Source organism: Larkinella knui, from assembly GCF_003858645.1.
GTDB classification, from domain to species: Bacteria; Bacteroidota; Bacteroidia; order Cytophagales; family Spirosomataceae; genus Larkinella; species Larkinella knui.
In genome coordinates this window covers 284,693-308,289 of the sequence record NZ_RQJP01000003.1, presented here as the reverse complement: position 1 = coordinate 308,289, position 23,597 = coordinate 284,693, and the positions used below count along the sequence as shown (strand labels likewise).

Here is a 23,597-nt window from a genome sequence, read left to right as displayed (position 1 = left end):
CTGTCTGTTTATTCAACTGACTAACCACTGATTAGGGTATGGAAGCACAAACGGGAAAAACGGCCCTTGTCACCGGAGCGACGAGCGGTATTGGTCACGAACTGGCAAATTTATTTGCGAAAGATGGGTACAACCTGGTTTTGGTCGCTCGCAACGGCGAGAACCTGAATCAGATCGCCGAAGCGTATGCACAACAGTTCGGCATTACCGTTACGCCCATTGCCACTGATCTGGTAGACCCTAAGTCGCCGGAGACCATCTATGACGAAACCAGACGGCGGGGCATTACGGTCGACGTGCTCGTCAACAACGCCGGTATGGGTGAATACGGGATGTTTGCCAACGAAACCGATTTGCAGAAAGAACTGAGTATCATTCAGTTGAATGCAACCTCACTGGTTCACCTGACCAAACTGTTTCTAAAAGATATGGTTCAGCGCAACGAGGGCAAAATACTCATGCTTGCCTCGGTGGCGTCCATTATGCCCAACCCGTTGATGGCGGTGTATGGCGCTACGAAATCGTTCATTCTTTCCTTCACGGAGGCTTTGCAGAACGAACTGAAAGACACCAATGTGACGGTGACGGCTTTGTTGCCCGGCGCTACCAATACCGACTTTTTCAACAAAGCGGGTGCCGAAGGAACGCGGGCGCACCAGCAGGCGCAGCAAACCGATCCCGCAAAAGTTGCCAAAGATGGGTATGATGCCCTGATGAAAGGCAAGGAAAAAATAGTTTCCGGTTTTATGAACAAGGCGCAGGTAGCCATGTCGCACGTATTGCCGGATGAGCTCATCGCCGGTTCCATGCGGAAACAGATGGAGCGACCCGGCGAATCGAAACCGGAACGCGAATCGGAAGACCAGGATCAAAGCCTGCTCATTACGGCCATTGCGGTGGGATTCGTGGCCGCTACAACCCTGTTGTGGGCGTTTGGTGCCATGGATCATAGCTGGAAAAAAGAAGCCAGTTCCGTTCGGCGCAAGACCAGACTGGCCGGGAAATCACTTTTCGATTCGTTGTCACTAAACTAAGTCATTCGATTCTTTAAAAGCCGCTCAGGCAGGCGGCTTTCTACTATTTCCACCCAATCAACTCGATGAACATGAAGAATACCTCATTACTATGGCGCATTGGAACGGCTGTTCTGGTGGTTGGCAGCATCATTTATACCGCAACTGCTGGCCGACCGGCGACAGCTTCAAATAAGAAAAAAGAAGAGGAGGAAGAGGACACCGTTTTGCCCGAATACCGGCGTGTGTTCGATGAAAATCCCATCATTCCGGCGGGCTGGACATTTGGGGTAGTCTGGTCAACCATTTATGCCGGAACGGCGGCCTATGCCATTTATCAGGCGTTGCCATCGCAGCAGCAAAATCCGCGTTTTCGGAAGGCGGCCCCCTGGCTGGCCGGAAGTTATGTGCTCAACGCTCTATTTGGGCGGCTTTTTTCCGACCCGCGCATGGAAAGTATGATTGGCTCCGATCTGGTAACGAAAGCCAGTTTGCCACTGGCTTTTGCGCTGCATGACCAACTGGAAATCGGTGAAACAAAAGTCGGTAGTCCGGAGAAATACCTGCGAATTCCCTTCAGTCTGTACGCAGGCTGGCTGACGGCGGCTTCGGTGGTTGGAACGCCCAATTTGTTGCTCAATCTGAAACTCTGGAAGCCGGAGCCGCGTCGCGATACGCCTTTGTTTATTGGGGTGCTGGGCGCAACGACTGGCGTAGCGTATGCCGTGGCCCGTAGACTCAACGATCCGTATTATCTGCTGCCCTTTGTGGCGGGTTTTGCCGGAATTGCGACGAAGCAATACGGAAAAAATAACGCCATTGCTTTATCGGCTGCGGCTTTTTCGGTGGCTACTGCCGGGATTTTGGTGCAAGCCCTGCCGCGTGGAACGTTCGGCCCTCTGCCGCATGAAGTGGAAGATACCGATGCCGATGTGGAAACAGAAGATGCCTGGTGGGAAGAGGACAGCCCCAACAATGAAGCCGAATCGTATTCGTATACCTCGCTTTAGGATACTGTTTTCCGAATCGGGTTTACAGAAGCTGGCGTGTGCGGAAACAACACGTCAGCTCCTGTAAACAAAATCACTCACTGGCAGGTATACTTATACACTTTTTGCTTGTTCACCACGGATGGATTACCGGTTTGCTGCAGCAAGAGTGACAGTTGGGTTGGCAAGTCATTGGTATACTGATAGGTTGCCGTATAGCTATAGCCGTAATCTTTATACTGAACCGGATTATTGACGCTCAGGTAATGACTTTTATCGGCCAGCGATGAAATGAGCGGGATGAGCTGAAAAGCGGGATGGTTGAAAAATGGCGATTTTTTATCGTCATACTTATACTCTGCATACAACTTTTCGGCCTCCTTATCCTTGGCGTAATACACCTTCGTTACATTGCCCGCAGCATCGTATTCCATTCGTTTGTAGTAATTGCGTTGCCCTCTTGGATCAATGACCGCAATCTTTGTGATGCGGTTTTGGGCGTCAAAGCTGGTGGTAGCGGTAACGGTTTGCCCGTTCTCAACGGCGTTGATGGTGGCAATACGGCCACTGGCATCATAGGTAATGGTATGTTCTTCGGCACCGAGGTTTTCGTATTGGGATATCCCCGCCAGAAACTTCGTAATCTTGCCGCTGGCGTCATACGTAAAGGAAAATACATTGAAAGAAGATTGCTTGATGGCGGAAACCCGACGGCTTGCATCATACTCGACGCTAACGGAACCAGACTCAAAGTAGGTGTCCGGAACCTCACTAACCAGACACGTCTGAACCTGTGGATCAGGATCGCCTTTTTTGGCATCACCGCCACAACCGAGCAGAATGAAAACCGCGACGCAAGGGAGTAAAGTTGTTCTAATCTTCATGGACTGGTTTAGGAATTCAACCCTGTAAAAATGGGAATTGTACCGATTAAATCATAGCACGTATGGTGATGCCGTCAGATTTGATCACTCTATCGGTTCAAACGTCTGCATACTACCTGCTAACAATGTCAAAATGGCAAGAAAAACCGCTTCTTTTTGTCAAATTCCGCCAAATTGACCGGAAATCTTCGCTGGCCTGTTCTTTGTTAATTACCTGTTATCAAGTAAAACGCAAACCGGGATGAGGATGTTATCCCGATGTAGTTTAACCCACAACCATGAACTTAACTAATTACACCATTAAAGCGCAGGAGGTCATCCAGCAGGCGGCCCAGATTGCGCAGGGGAATCAGCAGCAGTCGGTGGAAACCGGCCACGTGCTGAAAGCGATTTTGGACGAAGACCCGAACACGATGGGCTTTCTCTCCAAGAAAACAGGAGTCAATTCCAGCCGGTTGACCCTGGCGCTGGACGCCATTGTGAACGGGTATCCGAAAGTATCGGTTGGTGCTCAGGGAACGCCGTCTATTTACCTGGGTAATGACCTGAACTCGGCCCTCCAGCGGGCAACCAGCTTGTTGAAAGAGTTTGGTGATGAGTACGTGAGCATCGAACTGATTCTGCTGGGCTTGTCGAGTGGCAAAGATTCGGTGGCGACACTTTTGAAAGATGTCGGGTTTACCGAAAAAGTACTGAAAGAAGCGATTAAAGAATTACGCGGAAAAAATAATCCTGTGAAAGATCCGAATGCCGAAGCAAAATACCGTTCGTTGGAGCGGTATAGTAAAAACCTGAATGAACTGGCCGAAAAGGGAAAAATTGACCCCGTCATTGGCCGGGACGAAGAAATCCGCCGGGTGCTGCAAATCCTGAGCCGCCGGACGAAAAACAACCCGATGCTGATCGGTGAACCGGGCGTCGGGAAAACCGCTATTGTGGAAGGACTCGCCCAGCGCATTGTGCAGGGAGACGTTCCCGAAAACCTGAAGTCGAAGATCATCGTTTCGCTCGACATGGGGTTACTCGTGGCCGGTGCGAAATACAAGGGTGAATTTGAAGAGCGACTGAAGGCGGTTATTAAAGAAGTGACTGATTCTGAGGGTGAAATCGTTCTTTTCATTGACGAAATTCACACGTTGATCGGTGCCGGTGCCGGGGGAGGAGACAGCGCTATGGATGCCGCCAACCTGCTGAAACCGGCGTTGGCCCGGGGTGAATTGCACGCCATCGGTGCCACCACGCTGAAGGAATACCAGAAATATATTGAAAAAGACAAAGCACTGGAACGCCGGTTTCAGACGGTTTTGGTCGACGAACCCGATGTGAAAGACGCCATTTCGATTCTGCGGGGGATCAAGGAAAAATACGAGTTGCACCACGGCGTCCGGATCAAGGACGACGCGGTAATTGCCGCCGTGGAACTCTCGAACCGCTATATCTCCGACCGGTTTTTGCCCGACAAAGCCATTGACCTGATGGACGAAGCGGCTGCCAAAATGCGGCTCGAAATCGACTCGGTTCCCGAAGAACTTGACGAATTGAACCGCCGGATCATGCAACTGGAGATCGAGCGGGAAGCCATTCGCCGGGAATCCGACCGCGACAAGGAAAGCGTACTGAACCGGCAGATTGAAGATTTGAACGAGCTGCGAAACAGTCTGAAAGCCCGTTGGGAAGTCGAAAAACAATCCGTCAATGAAGTCCGGACGTTGAAAGAACAACTCGATCAACTGAAGTCGGAAGCCGAACAGGCCGAGCGTTCGGGCGATTACGGAAAAGTGGCCGAGATTCGTTATGGCCGGTTACCCGAAATGCAAAGCCGTCTGGATGAGCTGGTTAAAAAAGAAGGAGACGGCCAGAATCTGTTGCAGGAGGAAGTCACCGCCGATGATATTGCGGAAGTGGTTGCCAAATGGACGGGCATTCCGGTCAGCCGCATGATGGAATCGGAACGCGAGAAACTGCTGCATCTGGAAGACGAACTGTCGAAACGGGTGGCCGGTCAGGAAGAAGCCATTCAGGCGGTGGCCGACGCCGTTCGCCGGAGCCGCGCCGGCATGCAGGATCCCAAACGTCCGCTGGGTTCGTTCATTTTCCTGGGAACGACGGGGGTTGGTAAAACCGAGCTGGCGAAGGCGCTGGCCGATTACCTGTTCAACGACGAGAACTCGCTGGTGCGGATCGATATGTCGGAATTTCAGGAACGCCACGCCGTCAGTCGCCTGATTGGTGCTCCTCCGGGGTATGTTGGCTACGACGAAGGTGGCCAGTTGACCGAAGCCGTGCGCCGGAAACCGTACAGTGTCATCTTGCTGGATGAGATTGAAAAAGCCCATCCCGACGTGTTTAACATTCTGTTGCAGGTTCTGGATGATGGTCGGTTGACCGACAGCAAAGGCCGGGTTGCCAGTTTCAAGAACACGATTATTATCATGACCTCGAACATCGGTAGCCACATCATCCGCGAGCGGTTTGCGCAAATGGAAGATTGGAACCGCGATCAGATCATTGAGGATACAAAAGAAGAAGTGTTTGAATTGCTGAAACAAACGCTGCGTCCCGAGTTTCTGAACCGGATCGACGAACTGGTGATGTTCCAGCCGTTGACCAAACGCGAAATCCGCAAGATTGTGGGCCTGCAGTTCAAGCACATTCAGGAGCGGCTTGCCGAGCAGGGCATCAGCATCGAAGCCGACCAGGACGTGCTCGATAAGCTGGCCGAAGAAGGATTCGATCCGCAGTTTGGTGCCCGCCCGCTGAAACGCGTCATGCAACGGCGCATCCTGAACGCCCTCTCGAAGGAGATTCTGGCGGGCCGGATTCAGAAGAACGCGGTGGTTGGCATGATGCTGAACGAAACCGAAGACGGCAAGGAAGACATCCTGTTTTATAATCTCGACAAAGTGATTCCGGCGCTGGACTAACGCAGGGAATGAGAGTGAAAACGCCCGGCTTCATCAGCCGGGCGTTTTTTGTTTCAGATTGGTTATCTGCTTATCTTGATGAAAATTGAATGATTATGCAAACGTTCGTTGTGGAGGTTCTGAACGAGAAAGCCGTACCCTTGTTGCGAGACCTCGAAAATCTAGACATCATCCGGCTAATTCCGCAAGAAGCAAAGCCCGTGGAAGAACCGAAACAAAACCGGATTTCCGGGCGGCTGTCAGAACAGTTCCGAGGTTCGATTCCGCCAGAAGTGGCAGCTGATCTGCACCGTCAACTAGAAGAAATGCGCAACGAATGGGAGAGAGATATTTAATTGATACAAATGCTTTTATCGATTATTTAGTCGAATTGATGCCACCAAATGGTCTGGACTTGATGGATGGTATATTCAATTCTGGCAGTATTATTCAGCCATTACAATACCGGTCGCGCTAGCGACCTAAAGTTTGTAACCAACCAAGCCACACCCATCACCTCGTCTCTAACGCGACGGTCTCATTCGTGAAGATTTTATGTGCCAAAACAACACGGTGACGATAGGCTTGATAAAAACTTGAAGTCAATTTGGATAGACTGATCTGGCTGTGTTGTCAACATCCTGTTCATCCTCCACGGGTTTGAAAATAGACCGTTCGTCGTAAGGCACATTGAACTTGTACAGAAAGGAGGTGTACGCTTCCAGAAACGTTCTGGTACGGTGATGATCCTCCTGATTTTAGCGCTTCTTTCCACTCCCTCCGAATCAGGCCGTGGCGGTATTTGACGGCAAAAACCGTTTGGATATAGAGTTGTGTATACGTATTTGGCATGGTCTGGCGATTAAGATAACAGCCGTGAGACAATGACAGCGCGGGTAACGTCACTTTTTATGTGTCCTTTTTGCATTTTATAAATAAAAAATAAAAATCGATTGGGGGATTTTTGGCGCTAACTTGTCTTCCTGGTACCAGACCCTTTGACCGATGCCACCCAACGCATTTCCATTCCGGCGTTCACCCGATCCGGCCTCCGTCGGGCCCGCTCCATTGCCGCGAAGCGATGCCGAAACGCCGGTTCCGGTAACCGCCGATCACGAATTGTTTATCCGCAATGCGTTTACCACCGACCCAAAACTGGGGTGTGAATTGCTGTTCCGGCAATATTTCGCGCCCCTGTGCAGCCACGCGATCCGGTTTGTCTACGATCGGCAGGTCGCCGAAGATGTGGTTGCGGATTTGTTCTTCACGTTTTACCAGAAAGAATTGTATAAGCAGGTCAAAGGCTCATACCGGGCCTATCTCTACCAGGCCGTCCGAAACCGGGCCTACAACAGCCTGCGCTGGGAGTTGAGCCGCCAGGAAACTTTGCCCGATGACCTCGACCAGCCTGATCTGGACGCGATGCAGCCCGACCGGCTTTTGCAACAGGATGAACTCTACCGCGCCCTCGAACAAGCCGTTCAGCAGTTATCGCCCCAGCGGCAACGGGTCTTTTTGCTGAGCCGGTTCGAAGGAAAATCCTACAAAGAAATTGCTTCGGAGATGGCGCTTTCGCCCAAAACCGTTGAAAATCATTTGCTACAGGCCATTTCGAGCGTTCGGCAATTCCTCCGCCAACAAAAACTGATTAGCGTTCTGCTGCTTCTGCTGACGGTTTTCGCGTAGCCTCAACGACAAACACTTCACCATGGAACCTACCAAAGAATTGCTATTTACCTACTTTGCCGGGCAGGCAACGTCGGTTCAACAGAAGGTGATCGGCGAATGGCTGATGCGTCCGGCCAGCCGGGAAACGTATTTTCAGTGGCTGGATGAGTGGGAGCGGAGTTTTCCGCAATACGCTCCGGATTTGGCCCGGCATCTCGACCAGTACCGCCAACGGCTTGATAATCCGGCGATAGAACCGCCCCGGTTTTTACGGTCACTGCCGGAGGCATCCCGCCCGTTCGGGCACCCGGGTCGCTGGCTGGTAGCCGCCAGCCTTGCTTTTATACTGAGTGCCGGGGGCTGGATTTTCCGGAAACCGCTTCTCTACAAGACCATTACGACGGGCTCGTATCAACTTCGTTCACTGGATCTGCCCGATGGCTCGACCGTGGCACTCAACAGCAATTCATCGTTGCAAATGCCCCGCATCGGGTACGGCTGGTTTTCCCGTCGGGTGTCGCTGACGGGCGATGCGGTTTTTGATGTCAAACACCTTTCCACTCACCAGCCCTTTGTTGTTCAGGCTACCAACGGCCTGGAAGTGGAGGTGTTGGGGACCGAATTTTCGGTGCGAAGCCGGACTTCCCATGCCGAAATTGTCCTGAAACGGGGGAAAGTAAATCTGCATTATGCGCCGGTTGATCGGGCTACCCAAAATCTGTTGATGAAGCCCGGCGACCGGGTTCGGCTCGACGAAAAAGGGGCGCTGCAATTGCAGAAACAGACCGACACGACCCGGTTTGCCCATTGGCGGTATCGACTCTTCAGTTTCAACAATACCTCCCTGCGCGATGTGGTAAACCAAATCCGTGTAGTTTTTGGTGTCGATGTTCAATTGGCCAATCCGGCGCTGGCCCGCCGGAAGCTAACCGGTACGATCCGGGCCGGATCATCCGATGAACTGGCCGAAGCCCTGGCCGAATTGCTGAACCTGAAACTCAGCCACCGTGACCAGAATCTCATTTTTTCAACGCCTACCGAAATCCCAATTACCCAATGAGAAAATCGCTACCCTTCGCGCTGGCAACCGGCTGGTTACTCAGCATGAGCTATGGCCATACCGAAGCCCAAACGCTGGCTTTCGTCCGAGCCACCCAGCAGGCCGACAACCTCCAGTCCGGAAAAACGACGCCCGCCATTGGCGTGAATCAGCCCCTGAAACAGACCCTGTTACAACTGAAGGAGTATTACGGCGTCGATATTTTATTTGAAGAATCGGCCGTAGCACGGCATCTGAGTCCGGCCGAACCGCTCAATCTGAACGCCCGGCTGGAAACCAATCTCACTCTTTTGTTGAAGCGCTCGGGCATGCGGTTTAAAAAGCTGCGCTCCGGGGCGTATCTGATTTTGCCGCCCAAAAACAACGATCGGCTGCTGATCAGTGTACCTCTGGCGACTACACCCGCCACCGCCGGAACGAGTCCCGTTTCGTTGGATGGCTTTGCGAATCTATCGACCATTCAGCCAACCGAAATTATCCGAACCGATGTCCGGGTAACCGGACGGGTTACGAGCGAAACCGGTGAAGCCCTGCCCGGCGTGAGCGTGGTGGTAAAAGGCTCCTCCCGCGGCACGACAACCGACGCCCAGGGCCGTTACCAACTGAGCATTCCCAACGAGGCTACCACGCTGGTATTCAGCTTTGTGGGTTATGTCAGTCAGGAACAGGTGGTGCAAAATCGCTCCGTCATCGACATTCAACTGGTACCGGATACCAAATCGTTGAACGAGGTGGTGGTGGTGGGGTACGGGCAGGTCAAAAAAAGCGATCTGACCGGCGCAGTAGCCACGGTTCCCGTTGAAGAAATTCGCAAAGTGGCCGTTACCTCCCTCGACCAGGCTTTACAGGGACGCGCGGCTGGTGTGCAGATTACTCAGAATTCGGGGGCACCCGGCGGTACGACCAGCATCCGGATTCGTGGGGGCAACTCGATTCAGGGCGACAACGAACCGTTGTACGTGATCGACGGTATTCCCTTCAAAAATGACGGAGCCAGCAACGGTTCCAGTTTCAATGTGCTGAGTACGCTGAATCCCAGTGACATCGAATCGATTTCCGTTCTGAAAGATGCGTCTTCGACGGCGATTTACGGATCGCGGGGGGCAAACGGGGTGGTGATTATCACGACGAAACGGGGCAAAGCCGGGAAGTCGACGATCTCGTTCGATACGTATTACGGCGTTCAGAATGTCCGTCGGAAATACCCGGTTTTGAACGGTCGGGAATACGCCCAGTTTGTCAACGACGCCAACACCAACGAAGGGCGTCCGGCGGTTTACACCCCAACGCAGGTCGAAGCGTTTGGCGTGGGAACCGACTGGCAGGATGAGATTTTCCGTCAGGCACCTATTTCCAACTACCAGCTTTCGTTTAGCGGAGGAGATGAGAAAACGCAATACGCCATTGCGGGCGGTTATTTCAAACAAAATGGGGTCATTGTCAACTCCGATTTCGACCGGTATTCGTTTCGGATCAATCTGGATCGGAAGTTAACTAGTAAAATTAAAATTGGTAATAGCCTGACTGTCAATCGAACCGTTGCCAACCAGGCCCGTTCTGACGGCGATTTGGGCAGTGCCGGATTGGTGACGATGGCGGCTCTCCAGTTCCCGTCGATCCTGCCGGTTCGCAATGCCGACGGCTCTTATTTGCTGACGGACCCCGCGCTGGCTTTCACCGCCGACAACCCGGTGGCGCTGGCCCGCGATAACAAAAACCGCAATACCGCCTACCGGATTTTTGGCAGTGTTTTCGGTGATTACCAGATTATTGACGGGCTGAACCTGCGGGTTTCTCTCGGGATCGACGGCGTGTTGCAAAAGCAGGATTCGTACCTGCCGCGTTCGGTTTCGAGCGGACTGGCGCAGGGGGGCGCTGCGGCTATTTTCAATTCGCAGTCGCTCACCTGGCTCAACGAGAATTTGTTGACCTACACCCGCACCTTCAAGACCGTACACACCCTAACAGCCTTGGTTGGCTACACCCAGCAGGCCAACCGGACGGAATCCAACCGGGCGCAGGCGCGTAATTTTGTCAACGATAATTTGGGATCGAGCAATCTGGCTTCGGGTTCGGTGCCTTTAACTCCCGAATCGGGCATCGGTACCTGGGGTTTGCAATCGTATCTGGCGCGGCTTAATTACGGCTATATGGACAAATATTTGCTGACGGCCTCGTTCCGGACCGATGGATCTTCCCGGTTTGGGAACAACAAACGATTTGGGTATTTCCCGTCGGCAGCTCTGGCCTGGCGGGTTTCCGAAGAAGCCTTTCTGAAGAACAACCCGGTTGTAAGCGACTTGAAACTGCGGGTAACCTACGGCGCAACCGGCAACCAGGACGGTATTGGCAACTACCCGGCGTATTCGTTGCTGGCCACCCAGAATTACGTTTTTGGAAACACGGTTTCGACCGGTTTGGGACCCAACCAGATTGCCAATCCGGATCTGTCGTGGGAAACGACTTCCCAGGCTGACCTGGGTGTGGACATCGGTTTTTTGAATGACCGGATTACGCTGACCGCCGATGCGTACCTGAAACGGACAAAAGATTTGTTGCTGAACGTAACCGTTCCGAGTACGTCGGGTTTTTCGAGCGCCATCAAGAACCTCGGAAAAGTTCAGAACAAGGGAATTGAACTCAGTATCTCATCACGCAATCTGGTGGGCGACTTCAAGTGGAATACCGACCTGAACTTTGCCCTTAACCGCAACAAGGTGCTCGACATTGGGGGCGCTCCGCAGATTTTCGCCGGCAGCGTGGCCAACATCGGCCAGGGCCTCAATTCCGGAATCATCCGGGTGGGCGAACCGCTGGGTTCCTTCTTCGGCTACGTGACCAACGGCCTCTACCAAACCACCGATGAACTGACGGCTCTGGCCGATCCGCAGGCCAAAAAACCGGGTGACCGCAAATACCTTGACCTGAACGGCGACAAAAAGATCGACGACAATGACCGGACCATCATTGGTCGGGCGCAGCCCAAATTTATCGGCGGCATCAGCAATACATTTTCCTATAAAGGCGTGGAGCTGACGGCCTTCTTTCAGGGCGTTTACGGGAATAACATCCTCAACGCCAACCGGTATGAACTGGAGTACCTGAACGCAACCACCAACCAGGACCGGGATGTGCTAAACCGCTGGACGCCAACGAATACGAATACCGATATTCCGCGGGCTTCGACAACCCGCCCGGCCAACCGCGTTTCGACCCGGCAAATTGAAGACGGTTCGTATTTGCGTCTGAAGAACATTCAACTGGCGTATAATCTGCCGTCGTCCGTACTCAAAGGGCTAAAAATACAATCGTTACGGGTGTATGCCACGGCGCAGAACTACCTGACCTGGACCAAGTATTCGGGCTACGATCCGGAAGTAAACCGGTTTGGGCAAGACAGCCGGAGCCAGGGCTTCGACTACGCCAGCTACCCGGCCGCCAAAACGATTCTGTTCGGACTTAATGTTGGATTTTAAACGAACGATGGCTGATGAATGCTTGCGTCTGCTCATTCATCGGCCATCGTTCAAATCAAAAATATGAAAAAGAACCTACTCCTTCTCTGCCTGATCGGCCTGGTGACGTCCTGTGATGTACTGGACCAAAAGCCCGAATCGAGTTTTACGCCCGCCAATTTTTACCAAAACGCCGACGATGCGAAAGCCGCCGTCAGTGCGGTGTATGATCCGCTGAACAACGCCAATCTGTACGGTCAGGTAATGTGGATTTTGCAGGATCAGGCTACTGACGATGCCGAGTGGGGCAATGGCCGCTCCACCGCGAACCAGCCGAAAAACGACCTCGACAAATACACCTTTACGCCCGCTACCAATACCTTCCAGTCGATCTGGTCCACGGTTTACTCGGCCATTAACCGGGCGAATGCCGTGATTACCCGCGTACCGGCCATACCCATGGACGAATCGCTGAAAGCCCGCTACATCGCCGAGGCCAAGTTCATGCGTGGGTTTTATTATTTTACGCTGGTTCGGTTGTTCGGCGGAGTGCCATTGATGACGGCCGAAACCACTTCCCTGAATGATTTAAGTGTCGCCCGGGCGTCGGTGGATGACGTATATAAACTGGTGATTCAGGATTTTACCGATGCCGAAGCGGTTTTGCCCAACAGCTATTCGGCTGGCGACCGGGGCCGCGCTACGAAAGGAGCCGCAAAAGCATTCCTGGCGAAAGTCTACCTGACCCGCCAGGACTGGCCCAAAGCATCGGCCAAAGCCAAAGAGGTAATCGACCTGGGCGTCTATGATTTGTGGGCCAATTTTGCCGATGCGTTTCTGATTGCCAACAAAAACGGCAAAGAAGCCGTCTTCGAAATGCAGGCCCAGAGTGGCGGTTTTGGGGAAGGCAGCTGGATGCAGGGCTACATGCGCCCCAATTTCGACCGCGTCAACGGCGTGGCCGGTTTTGGCGATGATCCGGCTACAGAAAATTTATACAGAGCCTACCGGGCCGATGACAAACGCCGGAATGTGACGCTAAAACTCTATTCGGCCACCAGCACTCCAGCCGCTCCGGCCAGCGTGTTGTTTCCGTGTTACGTGTATAAATACCTGGACCCGACCGCCACCGGCAATGCGGATGGCGGCAATAACTACCCCATCATTCGCTACCCGGATGTGTTGCTGATGTATGCCGAAGCCCTGAACGAGCAGGCTCCCAACAGCACCGATGCCTATTCGACCATCAACCGCATCCGAAACCGGGCGGGTTTGCCCAACCTGACGGCGAATCTGAGTCAGGCCCAATTTCGGGATAGTTTGCTGCTGGAACGTCGGCTCGAACTGGCCTTTGAGGGCCACCGCTGGTATGATCTGGTCCGTACAAAACGACTGATCAGCGCGATGAAAGCCCAGAACCCGGCCATCACCGTGGCCGAGCATCACTACCTTTTCCCGATTCCGCAAACGGAGCGGGATGTGAACCCTAAACTGGAACAAAATCCGGGGTATTGATTTTCGGTGTACGGTTTCCAGTGTACGTTTTTGGTTCACAGTTGAAAATCAATAGGTACCGATGAATAGGGATGAAAAATAATGCGTCAGCTACCACTCCGGTGGCCCACCGTAAACTGAAAACCATAAACCGTAACCCTTTAACTCATGCAGCGTCGAACGTTTCTGCAAAGTACTCTGGCCATCGCGCCCTTTCTGGGTCAGCCTCTGACGGGAAACAGCCAGCCGAAAACCGGCGAGCCGGCTCCGGTGATCATCAACGCGGGGGTGGGCGGGAACAATACCGTCGATCTGCTTGCCCGGATCGACAAGGATTGTTTGGCGCAGCAGCCCGAACTGACCATTCTGATGGTGGGTACCAATGACGTGAACAGTAAAAAACACGTTCCGCTGCCGGACTACGAAAGAAATCTGCGGACCATCTGCACCCGATTGACCGCCATCCGGAGTGAGGTGATGCTGATGACCATTCTGCCGGTTTACGAACCCTATCTGATGACCCGCCACGACCCGGCTTTTTATAAACCGGAAGGCCACATGGCCCGAAAAATGGCGATGAATGATGTTATCCGGAAAGTAGCTGCGGATACCCATTCGTCTTTGCTGGATATGCACCATATTTTCGAAACCGTGGGAAACATCGGCCTCGATGCGAGCAGTCTGATCAAAAACGAAGCCAACAGCCACAAAACCGATGGGATTCACCCAACGCCCGACGGCTACCGGACGATGGCTGTGGCGGTTTATACCTTTCTGGTTCAACGGCAATTGCTAAAAAACCGCATCGTCTGTTTCGGCGACAGCATTACCCACGGCGACGGTGAGGGCAGAAATTACCCGGCTTATCTTCAAAAACTCGTTGCGGCCTGAGCGGCTGCTTTTCCTGAATTTCTATGATTTCTTACCCACATTTCGCGTTTGCATTCCTGAAAAAATGGTCGGCCACGGGCTGCCTGCTTGGCTTGCTCCTCATCCTGCCCGGCTACCGTCCTTCCTCCGTTAAACCGACCGCAACCCGCCGGGCCGATGTGATTATTTACGGCGGTACATCGGCAGCGGTCACGGCGGCTGTTCAGGTTAAAAAAATGGGCAAATCAGTGATCATTGTCTCGCCGGACAAACACCTGGGCGGTTTGTCGTCGGGCGGACTGGGCTTTACCGATACCGGAAACAAAGAAGTAATCGGCGGGCTTTCCCGGGAATTTTACCAGCGGCTTTATCAGCATTACCAGATGGATAACTCGTGGCAGTGGCAAAAACGGTCGGAGTATGGCAACAAAGGCCAGGGAACGCCCGCGCTCGACGGCACCAGCCGGACGATGTGGATTTTTGAACCGCACGCAGCCGAGCAGGTTTTTGAAGATTTTGTCCGGGAAAATAAGCTAACGGTTTACCGCGACGAATGGCTGGATCGTTCCGCGCAAGGTGTTCAGAAACGGGCCGGTGCCATCAAGTCGTTCCGAACCCTGAGCGGGACGGTTTATGAAGGGAGCATGTTCATCGATGCCACTTACGAAGGCGATCTGATGGCGGCTGCGGGCGTGAACTACCACGTCGGCCGGGAAGCCAACAGCGTGTATAACGAGACGCACAACGGGGTGCAGGTCGGCGTTTTTCAGCATGGCCATTATTTCAAGAAAGAGGTTAGCCCCTATAAGGTTGCGGGTGATGCCAAAAGCGGTTTGTTGCCCGAAGTGTCGGCTGACGAACCGGGTGTGAATGGCACCGGCGATCACAAAATCCAGGCGTATTGCTTTCGGATGTGCCTGAGCAATCACCCGGAAAACCGGATTCCGTTCCCGAAACCGGAAGGCTACGACCCCAGCCGGTACGAATTGCTGGCCCGTGTGTTCGCGACGGGCTGGCGGGAAACGTTCAACAAATTCGATCCCATTCCAAACCGGAAAACCGACACCAACAACCACGGCCCGTTCAGTACCGACTACATTGGTAAAAATTACGATTATCCCGAAGCGACCTACCAGCGCCGGAAGCAGATTATCCGCGACCACGAGCTGTATCAGAAGGGACTGATGTATTTTTTGCAGAACGATCCGAAGGTGCCGACCGACGTCCACGAAGCCATGCAACAGTGGGGTTTGCCGAAGGATGAATTTAAAGATAACGGCGGCTGGTCGCACCAGCTTTACATCCGCGAAGCCCGGCGGATGCGGGGCGAATTTGTAATGAAGGAAGCCGACGCGCTGGGCAAAACCGTTGTGCCGAATCCGGTGGGCATGGGATCATATGCTCTGGATGCTCATAATTCGCAGCGGTTTGTCAAAAAAGACGGCTTTGTACAGAACGAAGGCGACATCGGCGTTCATCCCGACAAGCCCTATTCAATTGCCTATGGCTCGATTGTGCCCAAGGAAAACGAGTGTAAAAACCTGCTGGTGCCGGTCTGCGTGTCGAGTACACACATTGCCTATGGCTCCATCCGGATGGAACCGGTTTTCATGATTCTGGGCCAATCGGCGGCAACGGCAGCCGTCCTGGCAATTGAGAAGAAAACGTCCGTGCAAAAGGTGCCTTATGCACAATTGAAAGCGGTTTTACTAAAAGATGGGCAGCGACTGACGCTGTAGGAAAGCAAATCGGTGATCGCCCCGATTGGGAACGAACTTTTTATAGATCCAAAGCCGGAACAGGCTCGTTTTTAGAGACTCCGCAACCCCGTTGCCGTTGTCGGTTTTTGGGGTTGCGGAGTTTTTGAGGAAGGTTAGGCCAGCACGTCGGCGAAGGTTTCTTTGGCTTTGGCAACCACTTCTTTGGCCGTGCTAACGGCGTCTTTAACGCTGTTCAACCCATTGATCAGGGTATCTTTAACGTCATCATATACGTCGTCGGCACCGGATTTGAGCTTGCCAGCTTTGTACCGATACCGGGCCTTGTCGTAGGCGCTGCTGTTGGAATAGGCGAGGGCCAAGGCGGCTCCGGCGAGCACGACGGCGGCCAGGCCAATTCCCCAGGTCAAGGCGGCTTTGTTTCCTTTTTCGTCCGTAACCGGTTCTTTCTTCGGTTCCATGTTCTTGCGCATCATGCCCGCCATCGTTTCCTGCGGAGCCACATACGACATCACTTCATAGGCTTTATTGACCAAACCGCCCGGCACCACTTTGGGCGCTCCCTTCATCAAGGCGTTGTAGGCATCTTTGGCAACCAGACTTGGATCGTCCAGATTCTCAGTGACTTTGGTGTTCGACGCCCCGGCTTTATTGAAGAAATCCGTGTCTGTCGCGTTGGGTAGCAAAGCCGTCACACTGACATTCGTGTCCTTGAGTTCGTTGATCAGCGACTGCGTAAAGTTATAAATATACGCTTTCGTTGCGGCATAAACCGCCATCAACGGCATCGGCGTTATGGCAACCAGGGAGGCCAGGTTAAGGATTTTGCCTTCGTTCCGTTCCACCATATCTTTGAGGAACAGCTTGGTCATCAGCGTGGTAGTCAACACATTCAGGTGAATAAGTGACTTTTCGCGTTCCCAGTCCGTTTCGGTGGCAAACAGACCGTAGAGCCCGACACCGGCATCGTTGACCAGAATATCAACCGGAATATTCTTTTCTTTTACCTGATTATAAACGTCCTGTGCGGCATTTTCTTCCGAAAGATCTTTCGTGATCACCACGGTTTCGACGCCGTATTCGTCCCAGAACTGGCCACCAATTTCATTCAATTTGTCGGTACTCCGGGCAACAAGTACAAGGTTATAGCCATCTTTTGCGAACAATTTGGCCAATTCCTGGCCAATGCCGCTCGAGGCTCCGGTGATCAATGCTGTTTTATTCGCTCTGGTATTCATGTTGAGTGAGTGGTTGATTCGTTTAAACCTAACTGCGCAGACGGTCAGATGGTTGGAAATAATTCACGCTTATCGCAAAAAATCTCCCAAAGCTCTGAAAAACGGCTCCGGTTCCTGGATGTGCGGAATGTGGCCAACGCCCTCCAGTTCGACCAATTTGCCCGATTTCAGCTGCCGGACCGTCTGTTTGCCTAATTCCGGATACCGGCCGTGTTTCGCCTGTTCTTCTTTGGAAAGCAGGTTTTTACCGACCACCGTGCGATCGGCCTGTCCGATAATGAGCAGGGTAGGAGCTTGCAGACGTCCCCATTCGTAGCAAACCGGTTGTTCGTAGATCATCTGGTACGTTACGGCATTGGACCAGGCGATGGCGTTGAAGTCGGGCGATTTGAGGTCGCTGGCCTGCACCCGCACCAGATCATCGTAGGCGGGTTTCCAGACAGGATAATAACTTTTCTGGTATTGCCGGTAGGACTCCGGCGTGGCCGATTTTTCCTTTTGATACTGTTGTTCAATGGTTTGATAGGGTACAAAGGTCTTGTAATCTTCCAGACCGATCGGATTTTCCAGGACCAGTTTTTCCACTGTTCCGGGGTACATCAGGGTAAACCGCGTACCGAGCATGCCGCCCATCGAGTGCGCCAGAACCGTTACCTGCTGGATTCCCAGCGTGTCGAGCAGACGTTTGGTGTTGAAGGCCAGCCGGTGGAAACTGTACTGAATAGCGGGGTGCGACGATTTCCCCCAGCCGACCTGATCGGGCACGATGGCGCGGTACCCCTTGGTTGTCAGCCAGTGGATGACGGTTTTCCAATAATATCCGTTAAAATTCTTGCCGTGCAGCAGCAATACGGTTTTGCCATTCGGTTGGGCCGGTTTCACGTCCATATAGGCCATCCGAACGGGCTTCGACTCGATCGTCAGGTTAAAAAACCGCACCGGATACGGGTAATCCACTCCGCCCGACTGGGCAACTGCGGTGTCGAACGGGATGCAGAGCAGGAAAAAGGCCAGAATTTTCAGATTTTTTGATCGCATGAGGTTAGCAGGATGTCTGTATAGATAGCAACTCCCTGTCAATTCAGATGTTTTGGACGCCTGGCCGGAAACAGGCTGAGCGGCCGGGAATACCGTCATAAGTAAATTGTGATGGAATCATTCTTCAGTCTGCCAGACACCTTTCCTAAACTCATCTGCTATGAAAACGCAACGAATGATTTTGCTTTACCTCCTCTGCGGCCTGGTTCTTACCTCCGCAACGGCCTGGGTTTTTACGGCTGAGGTAGAGGGGACCGGCCCCGGGCCAAAGATCGCGCCGAAAGTGCAGCGGTATCTGTATGTGGCTACACCGGGCGTCCGGAATTACCTCGGCTATGGTGGCCACGGTATTCAGGTTTTCGACATCGATAACCAGCACCGGTTTGTGAAATTCATTCCGACGAAGGGGTTGCAGCCCAATGGAAAACCGTCGAATGTAAAGGGTGTCGATGTCAGCCTGGCCACCAACTGTATTTACATTAGCACCCTTGAAGCCCTGCAGTGCATTGAGCTGACCACCGAAAAGGTGTTGTGGGAAAAACAGTACGAGGGCGGTGTCGACCGGATTTCGATCTCGCCGGATGGCCTGACGATTTATATGCCTTCGCTCGAAAAAGAGTTCTGGACGGTGGTGGATGCCAAAACCGGGGATGTCATTACCAAAATCGTTACCCATTCCGGTTCGCACAACACGATTTACGGACCGGACGGAAAGCTGGTGTATCTGGCTGGTTTGAAATCGACGATGCTGAACGTAGCCGACGCCAAAACGCATACGATTACCAAAAAAGTGGGGCCGTTTGGGGCCGATATTCGTCCTTTTACCATCAATGGCTCCCAGACGCTGGTGTATGTAAACGTCAACGGCTTACTGGGTTTTGAGGTGGGCGATCTGGAGAGTGGAAAATTTCTGCACCGGGTGGTAGTGGAAGGCTTCAACATTGGGGACGTGAAGCGGCATGGTTGTCCGAGTCACGGGATTGGCATGACGCCCGACGAAAAGGAAATCTGGCTCTGTGACGGGGCCAATAACCGGGTGCACGTTTTCGACAACACGGTTATGCCACCGGTTCAGAAAACCTCGATTCTGGTGCGCGACATGCCGGGCTGGATTACGTTCAGTCTGGACGGGAAATATGCCTATCCGTCGACGGGCGACGTGATCGACGTGAAAACGCGGAAGATTGTTCACACGCTCGAAGATCAACACAGCAACTGGGTTCAGAGCGAGAAAATGGTTGAGATCCATTTTAGTGGCGGAAAAGCCGTGGCTGCGGGCGATCAGTTCGGAATCGGGCAGCAAAAAAAGGCCCTGAAGAAAGCCTGATTTTTACCGAAACCTGCAGAATTCGGATCGAGTCGGAAGCGTCTCCTGTTTCTGCCGGTTGTTCATCCTGCATATCGACCACTCAACCGGCTATTTTAACCGCCAAAGTACTATGCATAGCAAGGTACCTTTTAAAATACAACCTTTGAATCATCAAAACGGCCGATAACGGCAGTAAACAACAAACACGAACACATCCTGTAAACAACAAATCTTATGAAAACGCTAGTTGCTTCCGCTTTAATCGCCTTGACTTTTGCCGCATCGACTGCATTTGCGGATGATCATAAAGAAAACGCCAAACCAAAATCCACTTTTCAATCGGCGGTTTACCCGATGATCAACAGCATGAAAGTGAGTGTAAATGTGCAGAAAGCAACCGACAGCAAAATCAATATCCGGTTGGTAAACAGTGAAGGCCGCACATTGGCTACCAAAAGAGTTGGTCAGGGCCACGAAATAACGGCGATCCGGTTCGATTTGAATCAACTGGAAGACGGTGTTTACAAAGTTGAAATCTCGGACGGTTTTAACACCGAAATCAAAACGGTGAAACTGCAAACCAGTGCGCCGGTGGTGGAATCGTCCCGTCTGGTGAGTATGAACTAAGGCGCTGACTAGTGAGCGATTGAATAAAAAATCCGGCTGAAAAGCCGGATTTTTTGCGTTTATTTAATAAATTGATTGTCTGGTAATTTGGCGCTGAAACGCCCCGTCTTCTTTTGAAGAAACGTATTTTTTCCTGAAAACCGGGTGTAATTCTTACTGGCCCGGTAGGCGGCACGGCATAATTGTTGCTTGATTACTTCAGTATATACCTATTTTAGTGAAAAAAAATCATGAGCTTGACGATAAAGATAGCAGGTAGTGAGTGTTTGATCCCCGGTGGAAGCCAAACAAGCTTTATTGTCGATTAATTGAATAAAAACAGACTGATCCACACCCGCCAGAAATCGAAGAGCGTATCCAGACCTATACCGGTACGGTTCAGTTCACCCTTGTACAAGTACTATGTCCCCAATAGAACACCTCGAACGCCAGCTTGCTCTCGAAAAAGAAGCTCGCCGGCAAGCCGAGGCTATTCTGGAAGAAAAAGACCGTCAGCTTGCTAACGCGAATGAGCAACTTCTGTTGAGTGAAACGCGTTTGCAGCAGATGAAAGGTCAGATCGACGCGCTGAAAAAAAGTGAAAGGCATTACCGTCACGTGGTCGAATCGGTTCCGGATATTATTTTTAAAACCTCGATCGATGGTTTTTTTACATTCGTGAATCCGATCGTCGAACAAAGTCTGGGCTATACCGAAGATGAAATTATCGGCCTGAGTTTCATTAATCTGGTTGCTCCCGCCTGGCGGACATCCGTGGTGGCTTTCTACCAGTCGATGATCCAAAACCAGAAACCGCGTTCGTACACCGAATTTCCGGTCATTGCCAAAGATGGACGTATGGTATGGATCGGTCAAACCCTGCGAATCGTTGAAGGCGACGGTAAAGTGCCGGAACTGGTGGCGGTTGCCCGCGATATTACCAACCGGATCAGCAGTGAAGATGCCTGGCGAACTACCCAGGCCCGGCTGACTTCACTCATTTCAAATCTGCAAACGGGCGTGCTGGTTGAAGATGAAAACCGCCGGATCGTCATCGTCAATCAGTTGTATTGTGATCTGTTTCATCTTCCTCTGACACCCGACGAACTGATTGGAAACGATTATTTGCAGTTGGCAAATCCACCCCAGGGCATTTTTACGAATCCGGAAAGTTTTAGTCTCCAGATGGAGGATGCGCTTCGTCAGAAGCACGCCATTTTAAATGAGACCGTCAATCTGATCGATGGGCGGGTACTGGAACGAAATTACATTCCGATTTTTCTGGAAGGACACTACCGGGGCCATCTGTGGCAGTATACCGACATTACGGAAAAATACCGCTACGATGAGCGGATTCGCCGGAGTGAAGAAAAATACCGGGGCATCATGAACCGGATGGAACTCGGTTTGCTCGAAGTTGACACCAATCAGATCATCCGGCAGGCCTACGACCGGTTTTGCCAGATGGTGGGTTATAGCGAAGAAGAACTGATTGGGAAGCGGGCCAACGAATTACTGGTGCCCAAGGAATTCGATGAGTTTTTAGGCCAGCAGCAAACGTTCCGGCAAGATGGCGGGGCCAATTCGTACGAATTGCAGTTGATACGGAAAGACGGGGAACGCATCTGGGTGCTGATTAGTGGGGCCCCCATTATAGACGAACGCGGCACCGTCATCGGGTCGATGGGCATCCACTACGATATTACGGAGCGAAAACGACTCGAACAGCAACTGGCCCAGGCTACTCAGATTGCCGAAGGGGCCCGGCATACGGAAAAGCAGTTTCTGGCCAATATGAGCCATGAAATTCGAACGCCACTCAACGCCATCCTGGGTTTTTCCAACTTGCTGGAGTCAACGGCCCTGAATTCGGAGCAAAAAGAGTTCGTGACGTTCATCCGGACGGCGGGTAAAAACCTGCTGACGATTGTCAACGATATTCTGGACATTTCCAAGATTGAAGCGGGCATGTTGCCCCTGGAGAGCATTCCGTTTAGTGTCGGATCGTTGGTGGATTCGATTCGAACCATGCTCGATTCAATGGCATCGGACAAAAAACTTCAGCTCAAGGTCATTACCGATTCCGTTTTGCCCCCGGTTGTTCTGGGTGACCCCACGCGACTGACACAGATTTTACTCAATTTACTGAGCAACGCCATCAAGTTTACCAAACAGGGTGGGGTGACGGTGCACATTGAAACAACGGAAGAAACGCAGGACCAGGTTCGGCTCCGGTTTACGGTGGAGGACACCGGTATTGGAATGGAAACGGATATTCTTCCCCATATTTTCGAACGATTCCGCCAGGCCAGCGATTTTACAACCCGGTATTATGGAGGCACCGGATTGGGTCTTAACATTGTGAAATCCCTCACGGAGATGCAGGGAGGGTGGATTCGGGTCGAAAGCAAACCGGGTGAAGGGTCCACTTTTACGCTGGAAATTCCGTACAAAGTGGCTCCCCACCCGGCGGAGCACGAGGGCGATCTGGCCGTCGATGCGTCAGGTTCCCCCGACCGTGAGGTAAACATTCTGGTGGTGGAAGACAACCTGATGAACCAGCGACTGGCACTGCAGGTACTCAACCGTCTGGGGTATAGCGCCCAGGTGGCAGAAAACGGCCAGAAAGCCCTGGATGTACTTCAAAAGGAGGAGGTCGATCTGGTATTGATGGATATTCAGATGCCCGTCATGGACGGTTACACGACGACCAATCACATCCGGACGATCTTGAAAAGCCGGGTGCCGATTATTGCCATGACCGCCCACGCGCTGGCCAATGAGCGGGAACAATGTTTACAGGCGGGTATGAATGATTTTATACCAAAACCGTTTCAAATAGAAGAATTACAACGAATTATGCGTAAATATTTGCCGACCGCAACGGCCAAAGTTATGACTGAAAAGTTGTTTACGCCACCAAAACCCAGTTTTTCGGTGGAACCTCTGCTGGAGGCAGTGGGGGGAGATATGGATTTTGCCGTAGAAATGATGACGTTATTTCTACACCAAACGCCGACGGAAATTGAGCAGTTACGGCAGTCGCTGGAAGAGGGCGATGTCGCTGCTGTTAAGCGACTGATTCATACCCAGAAAGCCGTTATTCAGACTTTTGGCCTCAACGAAGCCGCCCGGCTCATTACGGCCACGGAAGCATTGATTGCCGAGAAAAAGGCCATGGCTGAAATTGCTGTCCTGACCAACCAGTATATTCAGGTGCTGGAGTCGGAATTGCCGGTGGTGAAATCTGCATTGGAGGCAAATTCCGGCGAAGCGCTTCCGGGGTAATGGCAAAGAGGGATTCGATCAAAACACGGGGTCGTGTAGGATAGAAACTGTGCGGCCGGTATTT

The 23,597-nt window shown here is 52.3% G+C and carries 16 protein-coding genes; 13 read left to right on the top strand and 3 right to left on the bottom strand.

Features of this window, described 5'->3' with window-relative positions; translation table 11 throughout:
* Nucleotides 1-38: 38 nt before the first annotated feature.
* Together EHT87_RS15265 and EHT87_RS15260 are read left to right on the top strand one after the other, a co-directional pair.
* On the top strand, nt 39-1,034 hold the full coding sequence (locus EHT87_RS15265) for an SDR family NAD(P)-dependent oxidoreductase (protein WP_124907515.1): 996 nt from the start codon (nt 39-41) through the stop codon (nt 1,032-1,034).
* 71 nt (nt 1,035-1,105) lie between these two features.
* Entirely contained in the window at nt 1,106-2,023 is a 918-nt protein-coding gene (locus tag EHT87_RS15260; protein WP_185716237.1) for a TspO/MBR family protein, read from the top strand.
* Nucleotides 2,024-2,100: 77 nt separating this feature from the next.
* Here the strand turns inward: EHT87_RS15260 and EHT87_RS15255 are convergent, their stop codons facing one another.
* Complete coding sequence (locus tag EHT87_RS15255; protein WP_124907513.1) at nt 2,101-2,886, bottom strand: hypothetical protein; 786 nt, start codon at nt 2,884-2,886, stop codon at nt 2,101-2,103.
* Nucleotides 2,887-3,164: 278 nt separating this feature from the next.
* Between EHT87_RS15255 and clpB the strand changes: the two genes are divergently transcribed.
* From clpB to EHT87_RS15210, 8 genes are all read left to right on the top strand, one after another.
* Nucleotides 3,165-5,810, top strand: coding sequence for an ATP-dependent chaperone ClpB (clpB, locus tag EHT87_RS15250; protein ID WP_124907512.1), 2,646 nt, complete (start codon nt 3,165-3,167; stop codon nt 5,808-5,810).
* A 95-nt stretch (nt 5,811-5,905) separates the two neighbouring features.
* Nucleotides 5,906-6,145, top strand: a complete 240-nt coding sequence (locus tag EHT87_RS15245; protein WP_124907511.1) for a hypothetical protein — start codon at nt 5,906-5,908, stop codon at nt 6,143-6,145.
* A 649-nt stretch (nt 6,146-6,794) separates the two neighbouring features.
* Nucleotides 6,795-7,475, top strand: a complete 681-nt coding sequence (locus tag EHT87_RS15235) for an RNA polymerase sigma-70 factor (RefSeq protein ID WP_124907510.1) — start codon at nt 6,795-6,797, stop codon at nt 7,473-7,475.
* 22 nt (nt 7,476-7,497) lie between these two features.
* The gene (locus EHT87_RS15230; RefSeq protein ID WP_124907509.1) at nt 7,498-8,517 is read left to right on the top strand and encodes a FecR family protein; all 1,020 of its coding nucleotides are present in this window, start codon (nt 7,498-7,500) and stop codon (nt 8,515-8,517) included.
* Nucleotides 8,514-11,993 carry a SusC/RagA family TonB-linked outer membrane protein gene (locus EHT87_RS15225; protein WP_124907508.1) on the top strand — a complete coding sequence of 1,160 codons (3,480 nt, stop codon included), beginning with the start codon at nt 8,514-8,516 and terminating at the stop codon, nt 11,991-11,993. Before EHT87_RS15230 ends, EHT87_RS15225 begins: the two co-directional genes overlap by 4 nt.
* Before the next feature lie 63 nt (nt 11,994-12,056).
* Nucleotides 12,057-13,487 (top strand): RagB/SusD family nutrient uptake outer membrane protein, encoded by a 1,431-nt coding sequence (locus tag EHT87_RS15220; RefSeq protein ID WP_124907507.1) that lies wholly within the window; start codon nt 12,057-12,059, stop codon nt 13,485-13,487.
* Nucleotides 13,488-13,634: 147 nt separating this feature from the next.
* Nucleotides 13,635-14,357: an SGNH/GDSL hydrolase family protein gene (locus EHT87_RS15215; protein ID WP_124907506.1), complete on the top strand. Its 723-nt coding sequence runs from the start codon at nt 13,635-13,637 to the stop codon at nt 14,355-14,357.
* A gap of 23 nt (nt 14,358-14,380) precedes the next feature.
* Complete coding sequence (locus EHT87_RS15210; RefSeq protein ID WP_124907505.1) at nt 14,381-16,075, top strand: FAD-dependent oxidoreductase; 1,695 nt, start codon at nt 14,381-14,383, stop codon at nt 16,073-16,075.
* A gap of 134 nt (nt 16,076-16,209) precedes the next feature.
* Here EHT87_RS15210 and EHT87_RS15205 read toward each other — a convergent pair whose 3' ends face one another.
* Both EHT87_RS15205 and EHT87_RS15200 read right to left on the bottom strand, forming a co-directional pair.
* Entirely contained in the window at nt 16,210-17,292 is a 1,083-nt protein-coding gene (locus EHT87_RS15205) for an SDR family NAD(P)-dependent oxidoreductase (RefSeq protein ID WP_124907504.1), read from the bottom strand.
* Between the two features lie 69 nt (nt 17,293-17,361).
* Entirely contained in the window at nt 17,362-18,330 is a 969-nt protein-coding gene (locus tag EHT87_RS15200) for an alpha/beta fold hydrolase (RefSeq protein ID WP_124907503.1), read from the bottom strand.
* A gap of 160 nt (nt 18,331-18,490) precedes the next feature.
* On the opposite strand from EHT87_RS15200, the gene EHT87_RS15195 reads away from it, so the two are divergent.
* The 3 genes from EHT87_RS15195 to EHT87_RS15185 all read left to right on the top strand — a co-directional run bounded on the left by EHT87_RS15195 (nt 18,491) and on the right by EHT87_RS15185 (nt 23,533).
* Nucleotides 18,491-19,657 (top strand): beta-propeller fold lactonase family protein, encoded by a 1,167-nt coding sequence (locus tag EHT87_RS15195; protein ID WP_124907502.1) that lies wholly within the window; start codon nt 18,491-18,493, stop codon nt 19,655-19,657.
* 216 nt (nt 19,658-19,873) lie between these two features.
* Nucleotides 19,874-20,266 carry a T9SS type A sorting domain-containing protein gene (locus EHT87_RS15190; RefSeq protein ID WP_124907501.1) on the top strand — a complete coding sequence of 131 codons (393 nt, stop codon included), beginning with the start codon at nt 19,874-19,876 and terminating at the stop codon, nt 20,264-20,266.
* A 402-nt stretch (nt 20,267-20,668) separates the two neighbouring features.
* Entirely contained in the window at nt 20,669-23,533 is a 2,865-nt protein-coding gene (locus EHT87_RS15185) for a PAS domain S-box protein (RefSeq protein ID WP_124907500.1), read from the top strand.
* Nucleotides 23,534-23,597 lie beyond the last annotated feature (64 nt).

Bases quoted from the DNA above. Each gene is read 5' to 3' on its own strand.
- EHT87_RS15235 (WP_124907510.1), top strand. From the start codon at position 6,795: ATGCCACCCAACGCATTTCCATTCCGGCGTTCACCCGATCCGGCCTCC.
- clpB (WP_124907512.1), top strand. From the start codon at position 3,165: ATGAACTTAACTAATTACACCATTAAAGCGCAGGAGGTCATCCAGCAG.
- EHT87_RS15190 (WP_124907501.1), top strand. From the start codon at position 19,874: ATGAAAACGCTAGTTGCTTCCGCTTTAATCGCCTTGACTTTTGCCGCA.
- EHT87_RS15220 (WP_124907507.1), top strand. From the start codon at position 12,057: ATGAAAAAGAACCTACTCCTTCTCTGCCTGATCGGCCTGGTGACGTCC.
- EHT87_RS15225 (WP_124907508.1), top strand. From the start codon at position 8,514: ATGAGAAAATCGCTACCCTTCGCGCTGGCAACCGGCTGGTTACTCAGC.
- EHT87_RS15215 (WP_124907506.1), top strand. From the start codon at position 13,635: ATGCAGCGTCGAACGTTTCTGCAAAGTACTCTGGCCATCGCGCCCTTT.
- EHT87_RS15230 (WP_124907509.1), top strand. From the start codon at position 7,498: ATGGAACCTACCAAAGAATTGCTATTTACCTACTTTGCCGGGCAGGCA.
- EHT87_RS15255 (WP_124907513.1), bottom strand. From the start codon at position 2,886: ATGAAGATTAGAACAACTTTACTCCCTTGCGTCGCGGTTTTCATTCTG.
- EHT87_RS15265 (WP_124907515.1), top strand. From the start codon at position 39: ATGGAAGCACAAACGGGAAAAACGGCCCTTGTCACCGGAGCGACGAGC.
- EHT87_RS15195 (WP_124907502.1), top strand. From the start codon at position 18,491: ATGAAAACGCAACGAATGATTTTGCTTTACCTCCTCTGCGGCCTGGTT.
- EHT87_RS15210 (WP_124907505.1), top strand. From the start codon at position 14,381: ATGATTTCTTACCCACATTTCGCGTTTGCATTCCTGAAAAAATGGTCG.
- EHT87_RS15260 (WP_185716237.1), top strand. From the start codon at position 1,106: ATGAAGAATACCTCATTACTATGGCGCATTGGAACGGCTGTTCTGGTG.
- EHT87_RS15200 (WP_124907503.1), bottom strand. From the start codon at position 18,330: ATGCGATCAAAAAATCTGAAAATTCTGGCCTTTTTCCTGCTCTGCATC.
- EHT87_RS15205 (WP_124907504.1), bottom strand. From the start codon at position 17,292: ATGAATACCAGAGCGAATAAAACAGCATTGATCACCGGAGCCTCGAGC.
- EHT87_RS15185 (WP_124907500.1), top strand. From the start codon at position 20,669: ATGTCCCCAATAGAACACCTCGAACGCCAGCTTGCTCTCGAAAAAGAA.
- EHT87_RS15245 (WP_124907511.1), top strand. From the start codon at position 5,906: ATGCAAACGTTCGTTGTGGAGGTTCTGAACGAGAAAGCCGTACCCTTG.